This window comes from Pleomorphochaeta naphthae, from assembly GCF_055396005.1.
Map to the genome: position 1 here is coordinate 1,031,787 of NZ_AP042457.1, position 20,220 is coordinate 1,052,006.

17 protein-coding genes are annotated in these 20,220 nt (G+C 29.1%); 5 read left to right on the forward strand and 12 right to left on the reverse strand.

Annotated features, from left to right (window positions below; all coding sequences use genetic code 11):
- Window positions 1-197: 197 nt before the first annotated feature.
- The 5 genes from ACZ5SO_RS04710 to cysS all read right to left on the reverse strand — a co-directional run bounded on the left by ACZ5SO_RS04710 (window position 198) and on the right by cysS (window position 6,504).
- Entirely contained in the window at window positions 198-1,028 is an 831-nt protein-coding gene (locus ACZ5SO_RS04710; protein WP_464627148.1) for a carbohydrate kinase family protein, read from the reverse strand.
- A 59-nt stretch (window positions 1,029-1,087) separates the two neighbouring features.
- Window positions 1,088-3,739: a valine--tRNA ligase gene (locus ACZ5SO_RS04715; RefSeq protein ID WP_464627149.1), complete on the reverse strand. Its 2,652-nt coding sequence runs from the start codon at window positions 3,737-3,739 to the stop codon at window positions 1,088-1,090.
- Window positions 3,740-3,992: 253 nt separating this feature from the next.
- On the reverse strand, window positions 3,993-4,547 hold the full coding sequence (locus ACZ5SO_RS04720; protein ID WP_464627150.1) for an anti-sigma factor family protein: 555 nt from the start codon (window positions 4,545-4,547) through the stop codon (window positions 3,993-3,995).
- Between the two features lie 6 nt (window positions 4,548-4,553).
- The gene (locus ACZ5SO_RS04725; RefSeq protein ID WP_464627151.1) at window positions 4,554-5,066 is read right to left on the reverse strand and encodes an RNA polymerase sigma factor; all 513 of its coding nucleotides are present in this window, start codon (window positions 5,064-5,066) and stop codon (window positions 4,554-4,556) included.
- A 28-nt stretch (window positions 5,067-5,094) separates the two neighbouring features.
- Window positions 5,095-6,504 (reverse strand): cysteine--tRNA ligase, encoded by a 1,410-nt coding sequence (gene cysS / locus ACZ5SO_RS04730; RefSeq protein ID WP_464627153.1) that lies wholly within the window; start codon window positions 6,502-6,504, stop codon window positions 5,095-5,097.
- A gap of 122 nt (window positions 6,505-6,626) precedes the next feature.
- On the opposite strand from cysS, the gene murB reads away from it, so the two are divergent.
- The gene (murB, locus tag ACZ5SO_RS04735; RefSeq protein WP_464627155.1) at window positions 6,627-7,544 is read left to right on the forward strand and encodes a UDP-N-acetylmuramate dehydrogenase; all 918 of its coding nucleotides are present in this window, start codon (window positions 6,627-6,629) and stop codon (window positions 7,542-7,544) included.
- Here the strand turns inward: murB and ACZ5SO_RS04740 are convergent.
- Window positions 7,539-8,603 carry a hypothetical protein gene (locus ACZ5SO_RS04740; RefSeq protein WP_464627156.1) on the reverse strand — a complete coding sequence of 355 codons (1,065 nt, stop codon included), beginning with the start codon at window positions 8,601-8,603 and terminating at the stop codon, window positions 7,539-7,541. The genes murB and ACZ5SO_RS04740 overlap by 6 nt on opposite strands.
- A gap of 129 nt (window positions 8,604-8,732) precedes the next feature.
- Here ACZ5SO_RS04740 and ACZ5SO_RS04745 point away from each other — a divergent pair, with 129 nt between their 5' ends.
- A complete protein-coding gene (locus ACZ5SO_RS04745) occupies window positions 8,733-10,076 on the forward strand; it encodes an acetate kinase (protein ID WP_464627157.1) in 1,344 nt (447 codons plus the stop codon).
- A 104-nt stretch (window positions 10,077-10,180) separates the two neighbouring features.
- Window positions 10,181-11,749 (forward strand): selenium-dependent molybdenum cofactor biosynthesis protein YqeB, encoded by a 1,569-nt coding sequence (gene yqeB, locus ACZ5SO_RS04750; RefSeq protein WP_464627159.1) that lies wholly within the window; start codon window positions 10,181-10,183, stop codon window positions 11,747-11,749.
- A gap of 4 nt (window positions 11,750-11,753) precedes the next feature.
- Here yqeB and ACZ5SO_RS04755 read toward each other — a convergent pair whose 3' ends face one another.
- Window positions 11,754-12,986: an L-serine ammonia-lyase gene (locus ACZ5SO_RS04755; protein WP_464627160.1), complete on the reverse strand. Its 1,233-nt coding sequence runs from the start codon at window positions 12,984-12,986 to the stop codon at window positions 11,754-11,756.
- A 178-nt stretch (window positions 12,987-13,164) separates the two neighbouring features.
- On the opposite strand from ACZ5SO_RS04755, the gene ACZ5SO_RS04760 reads away from it, so the two are divergent.
- Window positions 13,165-14,145 carry an XdhC family protein gene (locus ACZ5SO_RS04760; protein WP_464627161.1) on the forward strand — a complete coding sequence of 327 codons (981 nt, stop codon included), beginning with the start codon at window positions 13,165-13,167 and terminating at the stop codon, window positions 14,143-14,145.
- Here ACZ5SO_RS04760 and ACZ5SO_RS04765 read toward each other — a convergent pair.
- The 4 genes from ACZ5SO_RS04765 to ACZ5SO_RS04780 all read right to left on the reverse strand — a co-directional run bounded on the left by ACZ5SO_RS04765 (window position 14,135) and on the right by ACZ5SO_RS04780 (window position 16,732).
- Entirely contained in the window at window positions 14,135-14,479 is a 345-nt protein-coding gene (locus tag ACZ5SO_RS04765) for an Hpt domain-containing protein (protein ID WP_464627163.1), read from the reverse strand. The genes ACZ5SO_RS04760 and ACZ5SO_RS04765 overlap by 11 nt on opposite strands.
- Before the next feature lie 169 nt (window positions 14,480-14,648).
- The gene (locus ACZ5SO_RS04770; RefSeq protein WP_464627164.1) at window positions 14,649-15,524 is read right to left on the reverse strand and encodes a nucleotide-binding protein; all 876 of its coding nucleotides are present in this window, start codon (window positions 15,522-15,524) and stop codon (window positions 14,649-14,651) included.
- Window positions 15,524-16,363: a nucleotide-binding protein gene (locus tag ACZ5SO_RS04775; RefSeq protein WP_464627165.1), complete on the reverse strand. Its 840-nt coding sequence runs from the start codon at window positions 16,361-16,363 to the stop codon at window positions 15,524-15,526. The genes ACZ5SO_RS04770 and ACZ5SO_RS04775 overlap by 1 nt, the downstream gene beginning before the upstream one ends.
- Before the next feature lie 6 nt (window positions 16,364-16,369).
- Window positions 16,370-16,732, reverse strand: a complete 363-nt coding sequence (locus tag ACZ5SO_RS04780) for a NifB/NifX family molybdenum-iron cluster-binding protein (RefSeq protein ID WP_464627166.1) — start codon at window positions 16,730-16,732, stop codon at window positions 16,370-16,372.
- 177 nt (window positions 16,733-16,909) lie between these two features.
- Here ACZ5SO_RS04780 and ACZ5SO_RS04785 point away from each other — a divergent pair, with 177 nt between their 5' ends.
- Window positions 16,910-18,343 (forward strand): sodium:solute symporter family protein, encoded by a 1,434-nt coding sequence (locus ACZ5SO_RS04785; protein WP_464627167.1) that lies wholly within the window; start codon window positions 16,910-16,912, stop codon window positions 18,341-18,343.
- On the opposite strand, the gene ACZ5SO_RS04790 is transcribed toward ACZ5SO_RS04785, so the two are convergent.
- The gene (locus ACZ5SO_RS04790) at window positions 18,340-20,064 is read right to left on the reverse strand and encodes a two-component system response regulator (protein WP_464627169.1); all 1,725 of its coding nucleotides are present in this window, start codon (window positions 20,062-20,064) and stop codon (window positions 18,340-18,342) included. The two genes, ACZ5SO_RS04785 and ACZ5SO_RS04790, sit on opposite strands and share 4 nt — an antisense overlap.
- Window positions 20,065-20,220 lie beyond the last annotated feature (156 nt).

Here is a 20,220-nt window from a genome sequence, read left to right on the forward strand (position 1 = left end):
TATTTTGTTAAGGCAAATCTTTTGTAAGAAAGATTACTTTTTTCAGTTTTAAAACATTTTAATTGTAGTACTCTTAAAACATTGAATGCCCTTTCCTTTTGCTAATAGCTTAAACTATATTTTTCGATATCTATTACACAACTATTATAACAAGTCAACAAATTATAAGTTAACACTATGAAATTTTATTTTTAGAACTAAACAATTCCAATATCAATCATTTTTGCAGTTAGTTTGTCATTTGTTAAATTTGATATATCTATATCTTCCATATAAAAACAACATAAGGCAGTAGCATAAAAAAGAGCTTCTTCTTTAATTAATTCATCTATTTTAGATACATATGCTGCTAATGCAATGTCTGTAATTTTATCTCTATTATGTAGATATTTTGATACATATTTGCATCTATAAAAAAAGTTATCTCTATAATTAAACAAAGCTTCATGGTAAGGAATTAATATTTCTTTACAACCTTTTTTTGCATATGTTTTAGCAACCTGGTCTTCATCATTCGTAAATTCTTGGATAAAACAAAGATCTTTGTCAATAGTAAGAAAAGAAACATATTCTAATAATGAATGTAATTCTTGAAATCTTTCTATGTTAATTTTCTCATCCTTTATAAAATTCATAAATCCTCTTATAGAAAGAGCAATTTTATTTGATTTGCTAAGTTCTTTTATTGATTCAGTATTTATATCCGAATTTAGTGATGGAACAAAATAATAATAATCTCCATTAACATTTTTTATCGATGTTGTTTCAATTGTATTCCCAACTTCAGTCACTCTTCCATCAACTATAGTCGTTGTTTTTAAGTTGTTTTTAGTAATTATTTCAGCTCCAAGGTCTTTTAACTTCTTAAATGCGATTTCACTATCTTCTTTTTGAAGGTTAGTTACAATTTTAACCTTACTAGAAGAGACTAAAGCAGATAGAGTTGCATTAATTACTCCCCCAGTATATTGAGTTTCTCCTTTGTTTATTTCTTTTATAATATTGCCAATTATAACTATTGTACTCATTACAACCTCCTAAGAATAAAAGACCTAAACAAAAAATGTTTAGGTCTATAATTTGTACTCTATAATGTTTTTAATAATGCTATATGTTTTTTTACCTTATCTATTTTTTCTTCAAATTCATCCTTTTTGCTCTTTTCTTTGTCAATAGCAACTTGAGCCGCATTATTTATGAATTTTTCATTAGATAATTTTCTCAAAGTTCCATCTAAACTTTTTTGAGTTTTAGATAAATCTTTCTCAAGTTTTGCAATTTCTTTATCGACATCAATTGCATCTCTAACAAAGACGAAAGATTCAAAACCACTACCAGCAACAGGAACAGCTTTTGAAATATCGACTTTATTATCTCTATCGATCTCTAAGTTACTTGCTCCTACAAAATTCATAAGTAAATCTTGCTTTTCTGTAAAAAAGTCTGTAGCAATAAAATCTTTGTCAGGTTTTATAACAACATTTACTTTTTTATCTATTGCAATTTGTAAATCTGCTCTAAGAGCTCTAACACCTCTTACTGCATCTTGCATACAAGCAACTAATTTAGCTTCTTTCTCATAAACTCTATCCTGAGTAAATTCAGGATACTTACTTGTTATTAATTGATCTGAAACATTTGGAAGCTTAGAATATATTTCTTCAGTCAAGAATGAAAGGAAGGGATGCATTAATCTCATCGATTCAGCTAATAAATCTAGTAAAATACTTATAGCTTTATCTTTTATACTATCATCATCGCTATATAATTTTTGTTTTGAAGATTCTACATACCAGTCACAAAAATCGTTCCAGAAGAAGTCATAGATTGCACTAGCTCCATCATTAAATCTATAATTTTTCATAGAAACTTCAACTTTTTTTGCAGCTTCATTTAAACTGTTATATATCCATTTATCCATTGTATCTAATTCAATGTCTTTCAAATCTACTAAGTTTCTATTATCTAAATTCATTAATAAGAATCTAGTTGCATTCCAAACTTTGTTTGCAAATCTTGAACCTAATTTGAAGGAATTCATGTCGATTAGTATATCTTGTCCTTGAGTTGCCATATAGCTTAAGGTAAATTTCATAGCATCAGCGCCATATTGATTTACAACATCTATAGGATCGATACCATTACCTAATGTTTTACTCATTTTTCTTCCTTGTTTGTCTCTAACAAGGCCTGTTAAATAGATATCTCTAAATGGAACTTCTCCGACAAACTCTAAACTTGCCATAATCATACGAGCTACCCAGAAGAAAATAATATCATAGCCTGTAACTAATGTTGTAGTTGGGAAATATTTATCAAAATCTACAGTTTTGTCAGGCCATCCTAATGTTGAGAAAGGCCATAGCCAAGAACTAAACCAAGTATCTAATACATCAGATTCTTGTTCAATATTTTTTGACTTACATTTATTACATTCACAAGGATCTTCTCTAAGAACCATCATATTCCCACAATCTTTGCAATACCAAACAGGAATTCTGTGTCCCCACCATAATTGACGAGATATACACCAATCTCTAATTGAAGTTAACCAATGTGAGTATGTATTTTCCCATCTTTTAGGATAGAACTTTATTTTTTCATCTTTCCAAGCTTGTAGTGCATTATCAGCCATTTTTTTCATACTTACAAACCATTGTTTTGACAAATAGGGTTCGATGACTGTATGACATCTATAACAATGACCAACTTCATGGTTGTGTTCTTTTTCACCAACTAGATTCCCTAGAGCTTTTAAGTCTTCAACAACCATAGCTCTTGCTTCTTGAGCTTGAATATTTCTATATTTCTCTGGGCAATTATCATTGAGAGTTCCATCTGGATTTAAAACATTTATAATTTCTAAATTATGTCTTTTTCCACATTCCCAGTCATTAGGATCATGAGCTGGTGTAATTTTTACCATTCCAGTTCCAAATTCTAATGAAACGAAACTATCTTCAATTATTGGGATTTCTCTGTCAGTTAAAGGTAATTTTAATTTTTTACCAACTAAATCTTTATATCTCTCATCTTCAGGGTTAACAGCTACTGCAACATCACCAAACATAGTCTCTGGCCTTGTTGTAGCAATAATAATTGAGCCAGATCCATCAGCAAATGGATATGTTATATCATATAATTTACCTGGAGTTTCTTCATGTTCAACTTCATCATCAGCTAGTGCAGTACCACAATGAGGACAGTAATTAACAAGATATTCACCTTTATAGATTAAATCTTTTTCATATAATGTTACAAAGCACTCACGAACTGCTTTAGAAAGACCTTCATCCATTGTGAATCTTTCTCTGCTCCAGTCGCAAGAGGCACCAATAGTTTCAAGTTGCTTCTTGATTGTATCATGGTGTTTTTCTTTAACTTCCCATGTCCTTTCTAGAAATTTTTCTCTACCTAAATCTTGTCTTTTTTTACCTTCTTTAAGTAATTGTCTTTCAACTACGCTTTGAGTTGCAATTCCAGCATGATCAGTTCCTGGAACCCAAAGTGTTGGAACACCTGTCATTCTATAATATCTAATTAAAATATCCTGTAATGAATTATTAAGAGCATGTCCCATGTGCAAAATACCTGTGACATTTGGTGGAGGCATGACAATTGAATAGTGCTCTTTATCACTATCCTTTGGACTAAATAATCCTTTATCTAACCACTCTTGATAAATTCTTTCTTCAAAATCTTTTGGATCATAGGCTTTTTGTAATTCTACGGCCTTCATATATTATCCTCCTACCAAAATATGCTGTTGAATTATCTTAACAAAAAGAGTACACAGTAACAACATATTACAACAAAAATTATTTAAAAATTTTACAATTCAAGTGAAAAACTTATGTTGCTTATTAATTAATCAAAATTAAAATATTTATTTTTTAAAATTATTTGAAATCTTTAATCTTTGTTTTTTTGTAAAAGTAAAATCAATAAAAAAAAAGGAGCTAAAATGCTCCTTATAATATGTTGAATAATTACTATTGATCTGTTGAGGTTTCATTATCTATTGGACTGACAGACTTTACTTCTAATTTTACAGCATATCCTTTCGAATCTAAATATTTCACTATTTCAGCTAAACTATAATCTGAAAGCGAGCTTTTTTCTTCAACACTTACTTGTTGTAATTTTGAAGAATCAATTGGAAGCATGACTTCTGGCATGATTTCACTTGTCTGTTTACTATTTGACCCAAAAAGGACAAAAGAACCTATAAAAACAACAACAACAGCTGCAGCACTAGTTAAAAGTGCGGGTACTAAACTTACTTGAATCTTTTTTTTAAAAACGCTTTTTTTAGGAGGAGCTTTAAATCTATTTTCTTCAAAGTATTTAAGTACTCTATCGGATCTAGGAGCAATTTGTTCTTCTTCTACTGTAGATTTTTGTAAAGTATCAACTAATTGCTTTAATTGATTTAATCTCAATTGACAGCCACTACAATAAGAAAGATGCTCTTCTACTTGAGTTTTCCATGGTTCTTGTAGCTCTCCATCAATATATGAATTAAGTAATGCATCGTCTAAACACATAATTATCTACTCCTGATTTAGAATTTTTTCAAGCATTTTTCTTGCTCTAAAAACTCTAACTTTAACATTGCTCTCTGAAATGTTGAGAGTCTTTCCAATTCCCTTATAATCCAAATCTGTATAAGTTTTCAAAGTAATTACTAGTCTTAGTTTTTCTGGCAATTGTGAGATAGCATCCATTACTTGTTCACAAATTGCATCTTCAACCAAAACATCCTCGCCAGTTTTTTCATGTCTTAAAGGTTCTTTTTTGACCTTCTCGATCATCTTCAACTCTCGACTCTTTCTTTTAATAACGTTAATTGAGAGATTTTTAGTCACCCTAATTAACCAATACTTAGCATCATTTTCACTAGGAAACGTTTTGCCTTGATCAAAAAAACGAGTAAAAGCTTCTTGGCACAACTCTTCGGCTCTATCTGGATTTCTCACTATATTATTTGAAACTCTAAATAACATAGGGAAAGTTTTTTCATATATATGCCTAAAATCATGTTCATCATTACTTTGTATCTTCATAATTATTAACAATCCTGTTGCACTTGAGTTACAGTTTTTTTGATATAACTGGCCCTTTTGCTGTATCTTTTACAATATAACCTAACTTATCTATCTGGTCACGAATTTGATCAGCTTTTGCAAAGTCTTTTGCTTTTTTAGCTTCAACTCTGAGTTGAACCAATTCTTCAACTTCACTTGGTATTTCTTCTTTTCTTTTTTCTACTTCGTCAAATCTTAAACCAAATACTTCATCATAATATAATATTAGAGAATACTTTTCACTAACAGATAGGTCACTTTTTAATGTTTTATGTAAAACAGCAACGGCCATTGGCATATTAAGATTGTTATTTACACATTCATCAAATTCATTTTTTAATGCAATTGTTTTTTCACTTTCTAATTCAATTTTACTAGCACCATCGTCTAATAAATCTTGTATTTTTGAAACTATTGATAATCTGGTTTTTCTAGAATTATCTAAATTCTCAAAACTAAATCTTAACTGAGATCTATAATGACCACCTAAGACAAAAAATCTATAATCCATTGGATCGTAACCTTTTGATTTTAAGAAGGATAGAGTTAAAAAATCTCCTTTAGACTTACTCATTTTACCAGTTTCATCTAATAGGAATTCGCCGTGAATCCAATAATTTACCCATTTGTGATTAGTAGCTGCTTCACTTTGTGCTATTTCATTTGTATGATGAACTGGAATTGCATCTATTCCGCCACAATGAATATCAAAAGATTCTCCTAAATATTTCATACTCATAGCTGAACACTCTATATGCCAACCTGGATAACCTCTACCCCAAGGAGAATCCCACATCATCTGTTGTTCTCCAAACTTACTGTTAGTAAACCATAATACAAAATCTTTACTATTTTTTTTATTCTCGTCAACTGAAACATCTTCTCTTACAGCTGTCTTTAAATCATCAAGATTTTGGTTTGCTAATTTTCCATATTCAGGAAAAGTGTCTATTGAGAAATAAACATTTCCACCACTTATATAAGTGTGACCACCTTCCTCTAATCTTTTAATTAGATTAATCATATCTTGAATGTGATCTGTAGCTTTACAAACTACAGTAGGCTTAATTAAATTTAAATCAGAAGCATCTTTTTCAAAGGCTTTGGTATAGAATGAAGCTATTTCCCAAACACTTTTACCTACTTCTTTAGCCTTTTTTGTCATTTTATCGTCGCCAGAATCTCCATCATCAGTTAAATGACCAACATCAGTAATGTTCATTACATGTTTTACTTTATAATTTGAATGAAGAAGTGCTCTTTTTAATATATCTTCAAAGATAAACGTCCTTAAATTACCAATATGAGCATAGTTGTAAACTGTTGGACCACAAGTATATAAACCAACTGAATCTTTATTGATTGGTTTAAATTCTTGCATCTGACGTCCCATTGTATTATATAAATATATTGCCATTAATTAATCCTTAAAAATTGATTACTACTAATTATATCAAACAATTGAAAATTTATAAATATTAATTAATAAATATTAATTATCCATTGCTAGATTAAGTATTCATTGTTAATATACTAAATATGAATATAAATGTAAGCCATCAAGATGAAAAAATCAAGGAAGAAGATATAATACAAAGAGATGTCCCTCTAGCACCTTTTACTACTATTAAAACAGGTGGAAAAGCTCAATATTTTTGTTCACCTGGTCGCTTTGAAGAATTAATTGTTGCTTTATCTTTTGCACAAGTTAATAATTTAAGAATATATATTATTGGTGCTGGTTCAAATGTTTTAATTAGTGATAAAACTATTGAGGGCTTAGTTATAAGAACAAATAGGCTTTGTAGATATTCAATCCGTGGGAATGTTTTTTCTTGTCGTTGTGGAATGGCTTTAGATAGAGCTATTAATATTACTCAAAATGATGGAATGCTCGGTTTAGAGGGGTTAAGTGGCATTCCAGGTTCAATTGGTGGTGCTATTTATGGAAATGCTGGTGCATATGGCTATACGATAAGTGATAGACTCTTATATGTTGATTATATTAAGCAAGATGGCAAATCTTATAGAATGGATAGAAATGTTGAAGACTTTGGATATAGAAATAGTCCTTTCAAACATATGGAAAAGGTAATTATTTTTGAAGCTGGATTTATTTTAGATAAAAATAAATATAGTACATTTGCAAAACAAGTAAAAGATAATAATAAAAAAAGTAGAATTTCTAAAGGGTTATTAGCTTATCCAAGTGCTGGTAGTATATTTAAAAATCCTCCTAATCAAATTGCCGGAAAGCTAATTGAAGCCTGTGGTATAAAAGATTTAAAAATCAATGATGCTTTCATTTGTGAAACTCATGCAAACTATATTATGAATAGAGGTTCAGCTTCTAGCACTGATATTTATAATCTTAGTCAAATTTGTAAGCAAAAAGTTTTTGAAAAATTTAATATTGAATTAGAATACGAAGTACAACTTATTGGAGATTTTTCATAGTATTTTTTTATAAGAAATTTTTAAAGAACCTTTAGATGAAGCTTGTAGTACAAACGTCATATTTTCTCTATTTGTTGAATATTTTAGACTAAATAAAATAGTTTTTTTTGAATAACTTATTTTTATATCATTAATACTTAAATAACCTGAAATATCTCCATTATATGTTAAGCTTGTTTCACAATTTAAATCATTGATGTTTATCTTATTTCTTATTCTAACTTTTTGTTTTACTGTTTTATTTAAATACTCATCATAATCAATTTCATGAGAGGTTGTTATATAAATTTTAGATGTAAACTCTTCTTTGTTAAATGTGAATTTTAAATTACCATTAATACTATAATTTCTTTTAACTCCCTGCCCTCCAAATATTGAAATTCTATATATTTTATCAGTTACTTTAATATTCATATTTTTATAATCGAAAATGATTTGAAAATTATATTTTTCATTATTATTTTTATAGTTTAAATTGATTGTAAAAGGATTTAAAAAAAATGAGGATGTAAAACTGCAAAATAGACCATATTTTGTATAGGCTGTTTCAGTTTCAATTCCTAAGTAATTCCCTTGATATGATAAATATGAAACAAAACCCCTTTCTGTATAATAAAGAGAAGATAAATCATAATAATATGAATCTTTTATTGTTTCATTTATATTATAATAACTGTTTGAAATAGTTAATTTGTCATTTAAATATGTAAGAGTTTTTACTTCAATTTGTTTTTCGTTTAAAAGTGAAATTGTTGATGATAATATTAATGGAGGGAACTCTATATTCATTAAATAATATCTGCTAGTATCTAGGCTTAATTGCTTGCTTACTAATAAGTTGCTTTTTTTTATGGTAATATTTTCATAGGATAATTGCAACAAACTTAAAGTTTCTAATTTATTATCAGCAAATTTTAATTTAAATTTATTTGTATTATTAACTATTTCTATTTCATTATAGCTGTTTACAAAATCACTGTTAATGGTAACATATGCCGCAAATAAAAAATTTGAATTAAATAAAAAAATATAGAATATAATTAATTTTATTTTTCTCATAATTACTATACAAAAATATTGTTCTTTTTGCTTTATCTTAGTTGAACATACTATAAATTTGTGTGATAATTTAAAGTATATTTCTAAATAATATTCTTAGACATTTTTTAAATTAAGGAGCCCAAAATTATGGTGATTCTAACTCTGAATTGCGGAAGTTCTTCTGCAAAATATCAAGTATTCGATTGGACAAACAAGGATGTTTTAGCTGTTGGTGTTGTAGAACGTATAGGACTTGAATATTCAACTATTGAACATAAAGCCAAAGATAAAGAAGAGTATACTGCAAAATTCTCTTCTCCAACTCATAAAGAAGCCATTGAATTAATCATTAAGATACTAGTAGATGACGAATATGGTGTTATCTCTGACTTATCACAAATCGGTGCTGTTGGTCATAGAGTTTTACATGGTGGTGAAATTTTCAAAAAATCTGCTTTAGTAGATGATAAGGTAATTGAAGAATTAAAACAATTAATTCCTTTAGGACCTTTACATATGCCAGCTAATATCATGGGTATTGAAGCTGCTAGAAAAGTAATGCCTGATGTTCCTCACGCTATTGTAATGGATACTGCTTGGCATCAAACTATGCCTGAAGAAGCTTTCATGTATGCCGTACCTTATAATTGGTATACTGACTACAATGTAAGAAGATATGGTTTCCATGGAACAAGTCATCTTTATTGTGCAAAAAGAGCTGCAGTTCTTCTCGGTAAAGAAAATAAAGATACTAATGTAATTATATGCCATATTGGTAATGGGGCATCTGTATGTGCTGTTAAAAATGGTGTTTGTATTGATACTTCAATGGGTCTAACACCTTTAGAAGGTTTAGTAATGGGAACACGTAGTGGTGATATCGATCCTGCTATTGTACCTTTCGTTATGAATAAAACTAACATGACTCCAGATGAAATGGATACTGCTTTAAATAAAAAGAGTGGTCTTTTAGGAATCTGTGGTTTAACTGACAGAAGAGATGTACACTCTGAAGCTGATAATGGTAATAAAAAAGCTCAATTAGCTATTAAAATGGAAACTCATAGAATTAAAAAATATATTGGTGCTTATGCTGCCCTACTTGGAAGAGTTGATGCTGTTGTATTTACTGCAGGTGTTGGCGAAATGGGTGAACATATTAGACTCGGTGCACTTGAAGGTTTAGCAAATTTAGGAATCGATGTTGATGTTGAAAAAAATAATCAATGTAGATGTAGAAATGGCGAATTTGATATTAGTAAAGATAGTTCTCCATCTCGTATTTATGTTATTCCAACTGATGAAGAGTTAGTAATTACTGAAGACGCTTATGCTCTTATGAATAATACTTACGATATTCATACAAACTTTACTTATTCTTTTGAAGATCCTAATTATGTAAATAAGGCTCGTGCTAGAGCTCTTGTTAAAAATTTAGAGGATAAACCTTTCTTAAAAACAATTTTAGTTAAGGCTCCAAAAGCTAAATAATTAATTCAAATTTATATAACCTCTATCTAATTTTTTTTTGGATAGAGGTTTTTTGTTTGTAAAAATATTTCATCGATTATGTTTTTTGTGATATAATGGTTCTTATGAAAGATTTTAATGATTCGCCTTATAAAATTGCCTCAGAATTAGAGGAGAAAAATATTCCTTTTGCCTGGGTTACTCTATGTGATTATAGTGGAGTTGTAACTAGAACTAGTGGAAGAATGTTAGTTAAAAGCGATGGTAAAAGTTATGGTACTATCGGTGGTGGATTGCTTGAATATAAAGCAATAGAACAAGCTAAAAAAGCATTATTAGAGCAAAAAGGTGGACTTTTTACCCTTTATCGTGATGATATATCTAAAAAAGATTATATCAAAATATCAATTGATGTAGGAGAAAATTCTTCTAAAATCATTATAATTGGTGGAGGTCATGTTGGAAAAAGCGTTGCACAAATTGCTACTATGGCTGGCTATGAAATTGTTATTATTGAAAAAAGAGAAGACATTGCAAATCCTTTAGATTTTCCAACTGCTAGCAATATTTATTTAACTGATGATATTAGTATTACAATTGAACAAATTAATACTAATAATAGTGCTATTTTAGTTTTAAATCATTCTTTAATGAAATCTAAAGATTATATTGCTGCATTAAATTCAGATGCATGGTATGTTGGTATTATGACAAGTCATAAACATATGTATGACTTGATACAAGATTTAGAATTAAATAATGAACAAAATTTAAAGCTTCACTGTCCAATTGGCTTAAATATTGGTGGTCAAACTCCATATCAAGTTGCTCTTAGCATTATAAGTGAAGTAATGTCAAAACAAAATAAAAACAATCCAACTAAAAAGACTTATCTTTATCGACCTATAATTGTAAGAGGTGCTGGAGATCTTGCAACTGCTACAATATTAAAGCTTAATCGTTTAGGATTTAGAGTAATTGCTTTAGAAACTGATGAACCAACTGTTATTAGACGCACTGTATCTTTTGCCCAAGCTATGTATGATTCGAGATATGAAGTTGAAGGTTCAGTTGCTATAAAATGTGATAAAAATAATTTAGATGATATTCTTAAAGTATTAGAAGATGGCAATATTGCTTTAGTTGCTGATAAAGATGCCTCTTTAATTAAAAAAATTAAACCTCTGATAGTTATCGATGCTATTCTTGCTAAAAAGAATTTAGGTACAAAAATTACTGATGCTCCTTTAGTTATTGCTCTAGGTCCAGGTTTTGAAGTTGGAAAAGATTGCCACTATATTATAGAGACTAAAAGAGGTCATTATGTAGGTAATGTGATATCTAAAGGTTCAGCAATCAAGAATTCTGGTATTCCTGGAATTATTGGTGGCTTTGGTAAAGAAAGAGTTATTCACAGTCCAGCAAGTGGTGTTTGGATTCCTTTAAAAAATATTGGAGATATTGTTAAAAAAGGCGACCTTATAGCTAAAGTTGGAGAAATTGAAGTTAAAGCCACTATTGATGGAAAGCTTAGAGGTTTGTTAACTGAAGGATTAAAAGTCCCTAAAGGTTTTAAAGTTGCGGATATTGATCCTAGAGGAGAAAAAGCAGACCACCTTTCTGTCTCTGATAAAGGTAGAAACATAGCAGGTGGTGTTTTAACTGTTATATATAAATTCTTAAATAATATGTAAAAGTTTACCTTTTTTTATTATCTTCTTTCCATTTTTGAATTAATGCAAGCCCACCAAGAGATGTTTCTCTATATAATGGTGGGATTGCTTGTCCAGTTTCGTTCATAACTTCTACTACTTCATCAAAAGAAACTTTATGTCTACCATCTCCAAGTAGTACATAAGTGCAATGATCTATAGATCTAACTGCAGCCATTGCATTTCTTTCTATACATGGAATTTGAACTAACCCTAACATTGGGTCACAAGTTAATCCTAAATGATGTTCTAATCCCATTTCTGCTGCATATTCAATTTGATATATAGATCCCCCCATAATTTGAGTTGCTGCAGCACTTGCCATTGCACAAGCTACACCCACTTCACCCTGACAACCTACTTCAGCTCCACTGATTGAAGCATTTTGTTTAACTATATTTCCAATGAGCCCTGCTGTTAATAATGCATTAATTATTTTTGATTTTTTGAACTTATTATTATTGTTTAGATAATATAATACACTTGGTAATATTCCACAGCTACCACAAGTTGGAGCAGTTACAATAACATTACCACTAGCATTTTCTTCACTAACAGCTAAAGCATAAGCTATAATTTCACTGTTGTGTTTCATAGATCCCGTATAATTTTTGCTCTTAGAGTAATACATAGAGGCCTTTCTTTGCAATTTAAGGCCACCTGGTAATACACCTTCTGTGTCCAATCCTTTTTTGATAGCTTTAGTCATCGCAAGCCAAACTTCTTGCATGTAATCAACAATTGAATTTCCTTCAATTCTTTTTACAAATTCCCAAAGTTGTAAACCTTCAGCTTCACAATAATCTAGAATTTTTTTCATGCTATTAAATTGTTCACCATAAACTATTAACTTGTCAGATTTTTCTTTACCTTCTTCTTCAACACTTCCTCCACCTACACTGTAATAAGTTTTTTCAAGTAAAACTTTGTCATTGTTATCATATGCAAAAAATGTTAAAGCATTTGGGTGGTAAGGTTTAAATTCATTGCTTTTCCAAATTATCTCTATTTTTTTATGCCTTTTATTAAAAACATCTTCGATAGCTACATTTGTCAAATGACCTTTACCAGTTGCTGCTAAAGAGCCAAATAATATTACTTGATATCTTTCTGCATCAGGACAGTCGTTTAAAAACATGTTAGTAGCAAAACGTGGCCCCATGGTATGACTACTAGAAGGACCATAGCCAATTTTATAAAGTTCTCTTATTGATTCCATAGGACTCACTTTACTACTTTTTCTAAAAAAATAAACTACATTTAATTGTTTTTTAACTATTTTTAATCCTAAAATTATAGATTTTTACCCTTTCATTTTCTGTTTAACAATATAATGGATATTATTACATCTTTATTATATAATAATAATATATAAAGAAAGTAAGGAGTTATTTTAGATGAATAATTATTTCACAACTATACTAAATAATCTCAATTCTACTATTGAAAGAAGAACAAGATTAGATAAAGAAAATTTAGGTAATGAAGCCATATATGATATAAACAATAAATTATTAGAAGCTAATTCTTCTGATTTAATTGATAGTGGAGAATATCTTAGTGAAAGACTTGCTGGCAAATTAGAAATTGTAATGTGTGGTGGAGGTCATGTTGGTCTTGCTGTATATAATTTAGCTATACTATTAGATTGGAAGGTTACAATCATAGAAGATCGATCAGATTTTTGTACACCTGAAAAATATCCTAACGCTAATCTTATTTTAGGAAATTATAGTGAAGAAATATCAAAGCTTGATTTATCTAATGCAGCTATTATCATAGCTACAAGAGGTCATAAACACGATAAGTCTTGTTTAGAAGCTGCAATAGTAAAAAAATCTAGATATATAGGTATGATAGGATCAAGAAGCAAAGTTGCAATTACTAAAAAAGCAATTTTAGATGAAATTGATGAGGGTACATTACCTATAACTAAAGATGAATTAGATAGTATTTATTCCCCCATTGGACTTGAAATAAATGCACAAACTCCTGAGGAAATTGCGGTATCTATTGTTGCACAAATAATCAAAGTTACAAAAGGTGTTAAAAAGCAAATTGAATTGGATGTAAATCTGCTTAGAAGACTAGCAAATGAAAAAGAACCTTTTGTTGTAGCTAGAATTGTTGAAAAAAGAGGTTCTGCACCAAGAGAACAAGGTTCATTTTTAGCAGTTTTTTCTAACGGTGAGGTTCAAGGTACTGTTGGAGGTGGTGCTGTAGAAGCAAGAGTTATAGAAGATAGTAAAAAATTACTTTTGACTAATAATAAAAAATCCCAATTATTTTACCATAATTTGTCTAATACTAAGGCAAGTGAATTGGGAATGATTTGTGGTGGTAATGTAAAAGTCCTTATTACAAAATTTACTTCATAATTTCTAAGAAAATATTATAATCGACGATAGTTCTCTCATATAAACCACTGTTTGGATCATATGAATTATTTCGTAAAGCTTCACATAGTTCGCTAAGTGATTCAAATAGTGGTGTAATACCAAGATTCCCTGCTACACCTTTTAAAGTATGTACGTAACTAAAAGGAACACTTTGATCTTCGTCATTAATATGTAATTTTAACGAATCAAAGTTCTCATCATTTACAAACATTGATAAACATTCATTGTATAAATCTTTATCATTTAAAAATCTCTCTAAGGCCCCGTTAATATCACAACCCCAATTCTTCAATTTATTAAGTTTTTCTTTCATCTTTGTTTTCCCCTTTAAGATTCAAAACTAACTAAATTATTGTAAAAGGACAATGGTTCTTTTTCAAGACTAAAGTACAATATTTTTTACTAATTTTACTATCAATACAATAAAAATGATAAAATTCTGTTATATAATTTTCATATTGTATTATTTTGTTAAAAAATGTTTATTTAGTATAATTTTGTAATTCAAGTAATAAATTTTGTGCTATTATTCTTAAATCTCTAGCTGCAGCTGTATTCATTGTAGCTAATGATTTATTTTTATTTATGGCTAGTGAAACATTTTTATCGTAGTCTATTCTACCAAGAGAAGTTAAATTTTCTTTTTTCACATAATCTTTGATTATTTGATACATCTCTTCATTTAAATTTGCTTTGTTTATAATGACAGCAATTCTTGTTTTAAATATTTTAGCCGTTTTTACTATCCTTTTTAAATCACTTAATCCTGAAAGAGAGGGTTCTGTTACAATTAATGCTAGATCGATTGCAGATAAAGATGCTATTACAGGACAACCAATACCAGGGGAACCATCAATAATCACTAAATCTTCATTTTCAATATTATCATCTAAGTTTTTTTTAACTTGAGAGACTAATTTACCACTATTCCCACTTCCCATTTTAAGTGTAGCTGTAGAAAATATTCTATTTGATTTATAAACTTGCGTATTACCTACATAATTTACCATTGGAGATATAGCTTTTACAGGGCAGAAGTACTCACAAACTCCGCACCCCTCGCAAGAGAATGGATCAATTTTGTAAGTATCATTTTCTATTTTTATTGATGAAAATTTACACAAAGATAGACATTTTCCACAATTAATACACAATGATGGGTTAATTTGAAATATATCCATACCTCTGAACTTTTTTTCATTAACACTTGATAAATCAATAGAACTAACAAGGTGAAGATTTGGTGCATCCACATCACAATCAGCAAAAGCATTAATTTTTAATAAATCAATCAATGTCGAAGAAATTGTAGTTTTCCCTGTTCCACCTTTACCAGAAATTACTAATATTTTTTTCATTAAATTACCTCATACATCTTTAATTTATTTTTTAAACTTTTAAATATTTGGTAACTTAAAAGATTTATTTTGCTAACTAATTTTCCTTGAGATGTAGAGTTAGCAATTTCTTTAGAGAAAGGTATTTTAACAAGAATTTCTTTATTTATTGAATTAACATAATCTTCAATAATATAGTCTAATTTTTCATCGCTTTTGTTTATAACAAACCCATAAGGTATTTTAAACAATTCAACTAACTCAACAATCATTTTAATATTATGTAGAGAAAAAATTGTAGGTTCTGTGACTAAAATACAGTATGATGAACCTTTTATAGCTTCCATAGTTGAACAAGCACTTCCTGGAGGACAATCAACAATACTAGTTTCGCTAGCCTCTTCAAGTACTTTAGAAATTAGAGAAACAGCAGAAGCTTCCCCTATATTAAGTCTTCCACTTACAAACTTTTTCTCCTCTTTTTTATATACTTCTACAATTCCTACTTCTTGTTTGATGTTTTTTATTGCTCCTTTGGGACAAATTAATTCACATCCGCCACAGCTGTGGCATACTTCTTCAAATAATAATGGTTCTCCCTTAATTATTGCAAGAGCAGAAAAATTACAAAATTCAACACATTTTCTACAACCATCACATTTTTGGAAATCAAAAGAAGGTATTTCTTTAAATACTTTTTTTTCTTTTACTAATTTTGCATCATCAAAAAAAATATAGCCATTTGGCTCTTCTACATCACAATCTAGATAAGTTGAGTTATCAATAAGGTTGGATAAATTAGTTGAAACAAAAGTTTTACCACTACCCCCTTTTCCACTTAATACTGCTATTTTATTCATACTTAACTAACCGTGATGATATCCACTGTGAATTTCAACTAAAGTGTTTAGTTCATCTTGCAGTAGTAAATGTATATTTGAGTTAGCACTTAGCTCTTCCCTTGGTTCAAATAATTTAATATTAGCATTAGATAATACTTTTACAGCATTTTCACCTAGTCTAAAAGCCAAAACAGCATCTACATCTGCATCTACAAAAAACTGTGCAGCTTTAATACCTGCTCCGCCAGAAGCATTTTTAGCATCATTGTCATAAAATGCTACTTCTTTGCTTTCGCTATCATATATAACAAAAAATGGAGCTCTGCCAAATGTTTGATTGATATGTTTTTCCAAATCTCTTTCTTCAATAGCTAATCCTATTCTCATATACCCTTCCTTTATTCTAAATTACTTAGGTAAACCTTATACTTGAAAACAACATATGTCAATAATAAACTAAGTATTTTTTTGTATTTTTTTTGACATATATCATTTATTATTATTGATTTACTTTTTTTTCTTATTGATATAAAATTTAAAGATAGTACTGAATAGGACGTTTAAATGATTATATCTTTATCAATTCTTGGTTTGTTTATCTATTTTGTTATTCTTCTCATAGCGGTTACTATAGAAAAACCTAATAAAAATGTTGAAGATTATTTTTTTGCGGGCAGAAGTTTACCCTTTTGGGCTCTTTCAATAACTTTCATTGCTTCATGGTGGGGAGCTGGTTCTGCAATTTCAACAGCTGATTTAGCCTATGAAGATGGGCTAAGTGCCTTTTGGTATTATGGTGTGCCTGTATTGATTTCAACTTTTTTGATGATTGTTTTTTCAAAATCAATTAGAAAAATTGGCTATTTAACTCAAGGCGAATTATTTATTGCTAGATATTCAAAAGTTGCAGCAAAGTATTTATCCTTTTTAATTTATATTTTTATGACTTTTACTGTAGCTTCACAAATGGTTGGTTTAGGTCAATTTTTTGGAACTTATTTAAATCTTAGTTATGAAATGGGAATTATAATGGGGACTTCTATAGTTCTCATTTATTCAGTATTTGGTGGATTTAGAGGTGTTGTTTTAACTGATATTATACAGTTTTGTTTTCTTTTAATTGCCTCCTTATTAGTTTTTTTTGTTGCTACGAATAAAGCCGGAGGGCTTTCAAATGTATATAATTATTCTAAGTTGATAAATAAGGTTGATTATTTTTCCTTTTTTGCTGGTGCTAAAAAATATTTTGCTTATGTAATTACATTTGGCTGTGCTTGGATGATTCAAGCTAATGTTTGGCAGAGAATTTCTGCAACAAAAAATGAACAAGATGCTAAAAAAATGACTTTAATGTCTTTTTTTATATATATCCCATTATATTTAATTGTTGTTTTGACGGGTATGGATGCCTTAGTCCTTTATAATAAGATTCCAGAGGGAGGAATCGTTCTATCAATTGTTAAAGACCAAATGAATCCTATTATGAGTGTATTTGTATTTGTCGGGATTAGTGCTGCAATTATGTCCACAATGGATTCTTTAATTAATACTGGAGCTCTAACTTTAACTTTGGACATTCTAAATAACGATGATAAAGATAAAATTAAAATTTCTAAATACGCTACTCTTTTTACAACATTAATAGCTTTAATAATAGCACTTAGAATTAGAAGTATTTTAGTAATTTCGTATTTATCTTCAGATATTATTACTACCGGAGCCTTTGTCCCATTAATTTTTGGATTTTTCTTTAAAAAAGGAAATGAGAAAGGAGCCCTTGCATCTATGATTGTAGGAAGCATGTATTGTTTATACAATTTGTTATATCAATTAGGATTACCAATATCACCAATTTTCCAAAATGATGAAACTCTGAGAGTTGTTTTAGGGCTGATTTTATCTCTGTTTATTTATCTAGTGGTTAGTTTGTTAACTTCAAAAAATACAACTAAAGCTGAAGCTTTTATCAAAAAAGCTGGATTAATTAAAATACATTAAGCGTGTTTTCGTCTTAAAGTCTCTTTTTTAAGCATTGATATAAAGACTTTTTCTTCAACAGGCCTTGAAAATAAGAAACCTTGTCCAACTTCACATCCAATTTCTTTTAGGAAATTTTCTTGTTCTTGTGTTTCTATACCTTCTGCTACTACAGGTAGTTTCAATAATTTATTCATATCCATTATAGATTTTAAAATAATAGCTGCTCTTTCATTAGATTCTAAATCTTGTAAAAAATTTAAATCAATCTTTAATGCGTCAAATACTAAATCTTTTAGAACATTTAGTGATGAATAACCACTTCCAAAATCATCCATGTGAACAGATAAGCCTGATTCTTGGCATTTATTTACTACATTTTGTACTTGAACTGGATCATTCATATATGAGGTTTCTGTAATTTCAATATTAATGCAGTCTGGAGTAATTCCATGCTTATCAATTAAATCTAAGATTTCAACCCAAAGTTTGTCTCTATAAAAATTATTACGTGAAACGTTAACTGATACTGGAATAGGTAGTAAATCCATCTTTCTCCAATTTGCTACGCTCTCACATGCCTTATCCCAAACATAATAGTCAAGTTGGTGGATAACTCCATTTGCCTCTAAAATTGGAATAAATACTCCTGGACTCAACATTCCTAGAGAAGGATGTTGCCATCTAACTAATGCTTCTGCCCCAACAATGGATTTGTCTGTTAGAGAATATTTTGGTTGGAAATAAATTAAAATATCACCATTTTCTATAGCCGAATCGATTCCAGAGACTACAGCCTGTTCAATTTTTAACCATTTATCAAGCTTTTCATTATATACAACATATACACAAGTGTCTCTGCTTTGTTTTGCTTTAGATAATGCATAAGCCGCTCTATCACATATTAAATCAATTGATAATTTTCTATCTTCAATCTTATATACTCCAAAAACAATATTGAGAGAAATATCTAGAGGGTAATCTTTTAAAAAGTTCTCAATTTTGATTAAATCAAATTTTAAATCTTCCTTGTTTTTTTTGATAAGAGCAACAAAATCATCATCACTGAACCTAGAAATAACAGCCTCTTTTCCTAAAACTTCAACTAATAAAAGTGAGAAAGCTTTTAATAATTTATCTCCAGCACTTTTCCCATATAATTCATTAACTAATTTAAAACGAATAAAATCACCTCTAATTAGATAATAATAATCCATTGGGTGTTCAGATAAAATATCCGTACTAATTTTATGAAAAGCTTCTTTATTGAAGAGTCCTGTTAATTTGTCTAAATCATTGGCATAAGCTAATTGTTTAGCTGTTAAATTAAAGTAATTTTTATCTTGAGCTATTTTTAATAGCTGATATGAATGTATGATTTGACTAATCTTATCTAATAATTTTTTAGAATTAAAAGGTTTTGGTAATATATCATTTGCACCAAGTTCCAAAGCTTTATATAAACTAGTAACTTGGTCATCACTTGTTAAAACTAGTATTGGTATTTCATTAAATATAACATTTTTGGAAGCTTCTTCTAAAAAAGAAAAACCATCCATTATTGGCATAGACAAATCTAGTAGAATTAATGAAATATCTTTGAAATAAGATGTAGCTATTTCTAATCCCTTTTGTCCGTTTTCCGCTTCCATAGTAGTATATTTGGATTTAAGAATTCCTGATAACATTCTTCTTTGAATCTTATCATCATCTATAATTAGAATTGTTCTACTATCAAGCATTTATGTCTCCAGTTGTTAATTTTGTTTTATAGCTTATTATACATCAAAATCTCTTTTATTCAATAGTATATTAGCAATTACATCAAAATTATATTACAAATATATTACATTAAAAATTGTTAAGCATATAATACTACAAATAGTTATGACATAAAT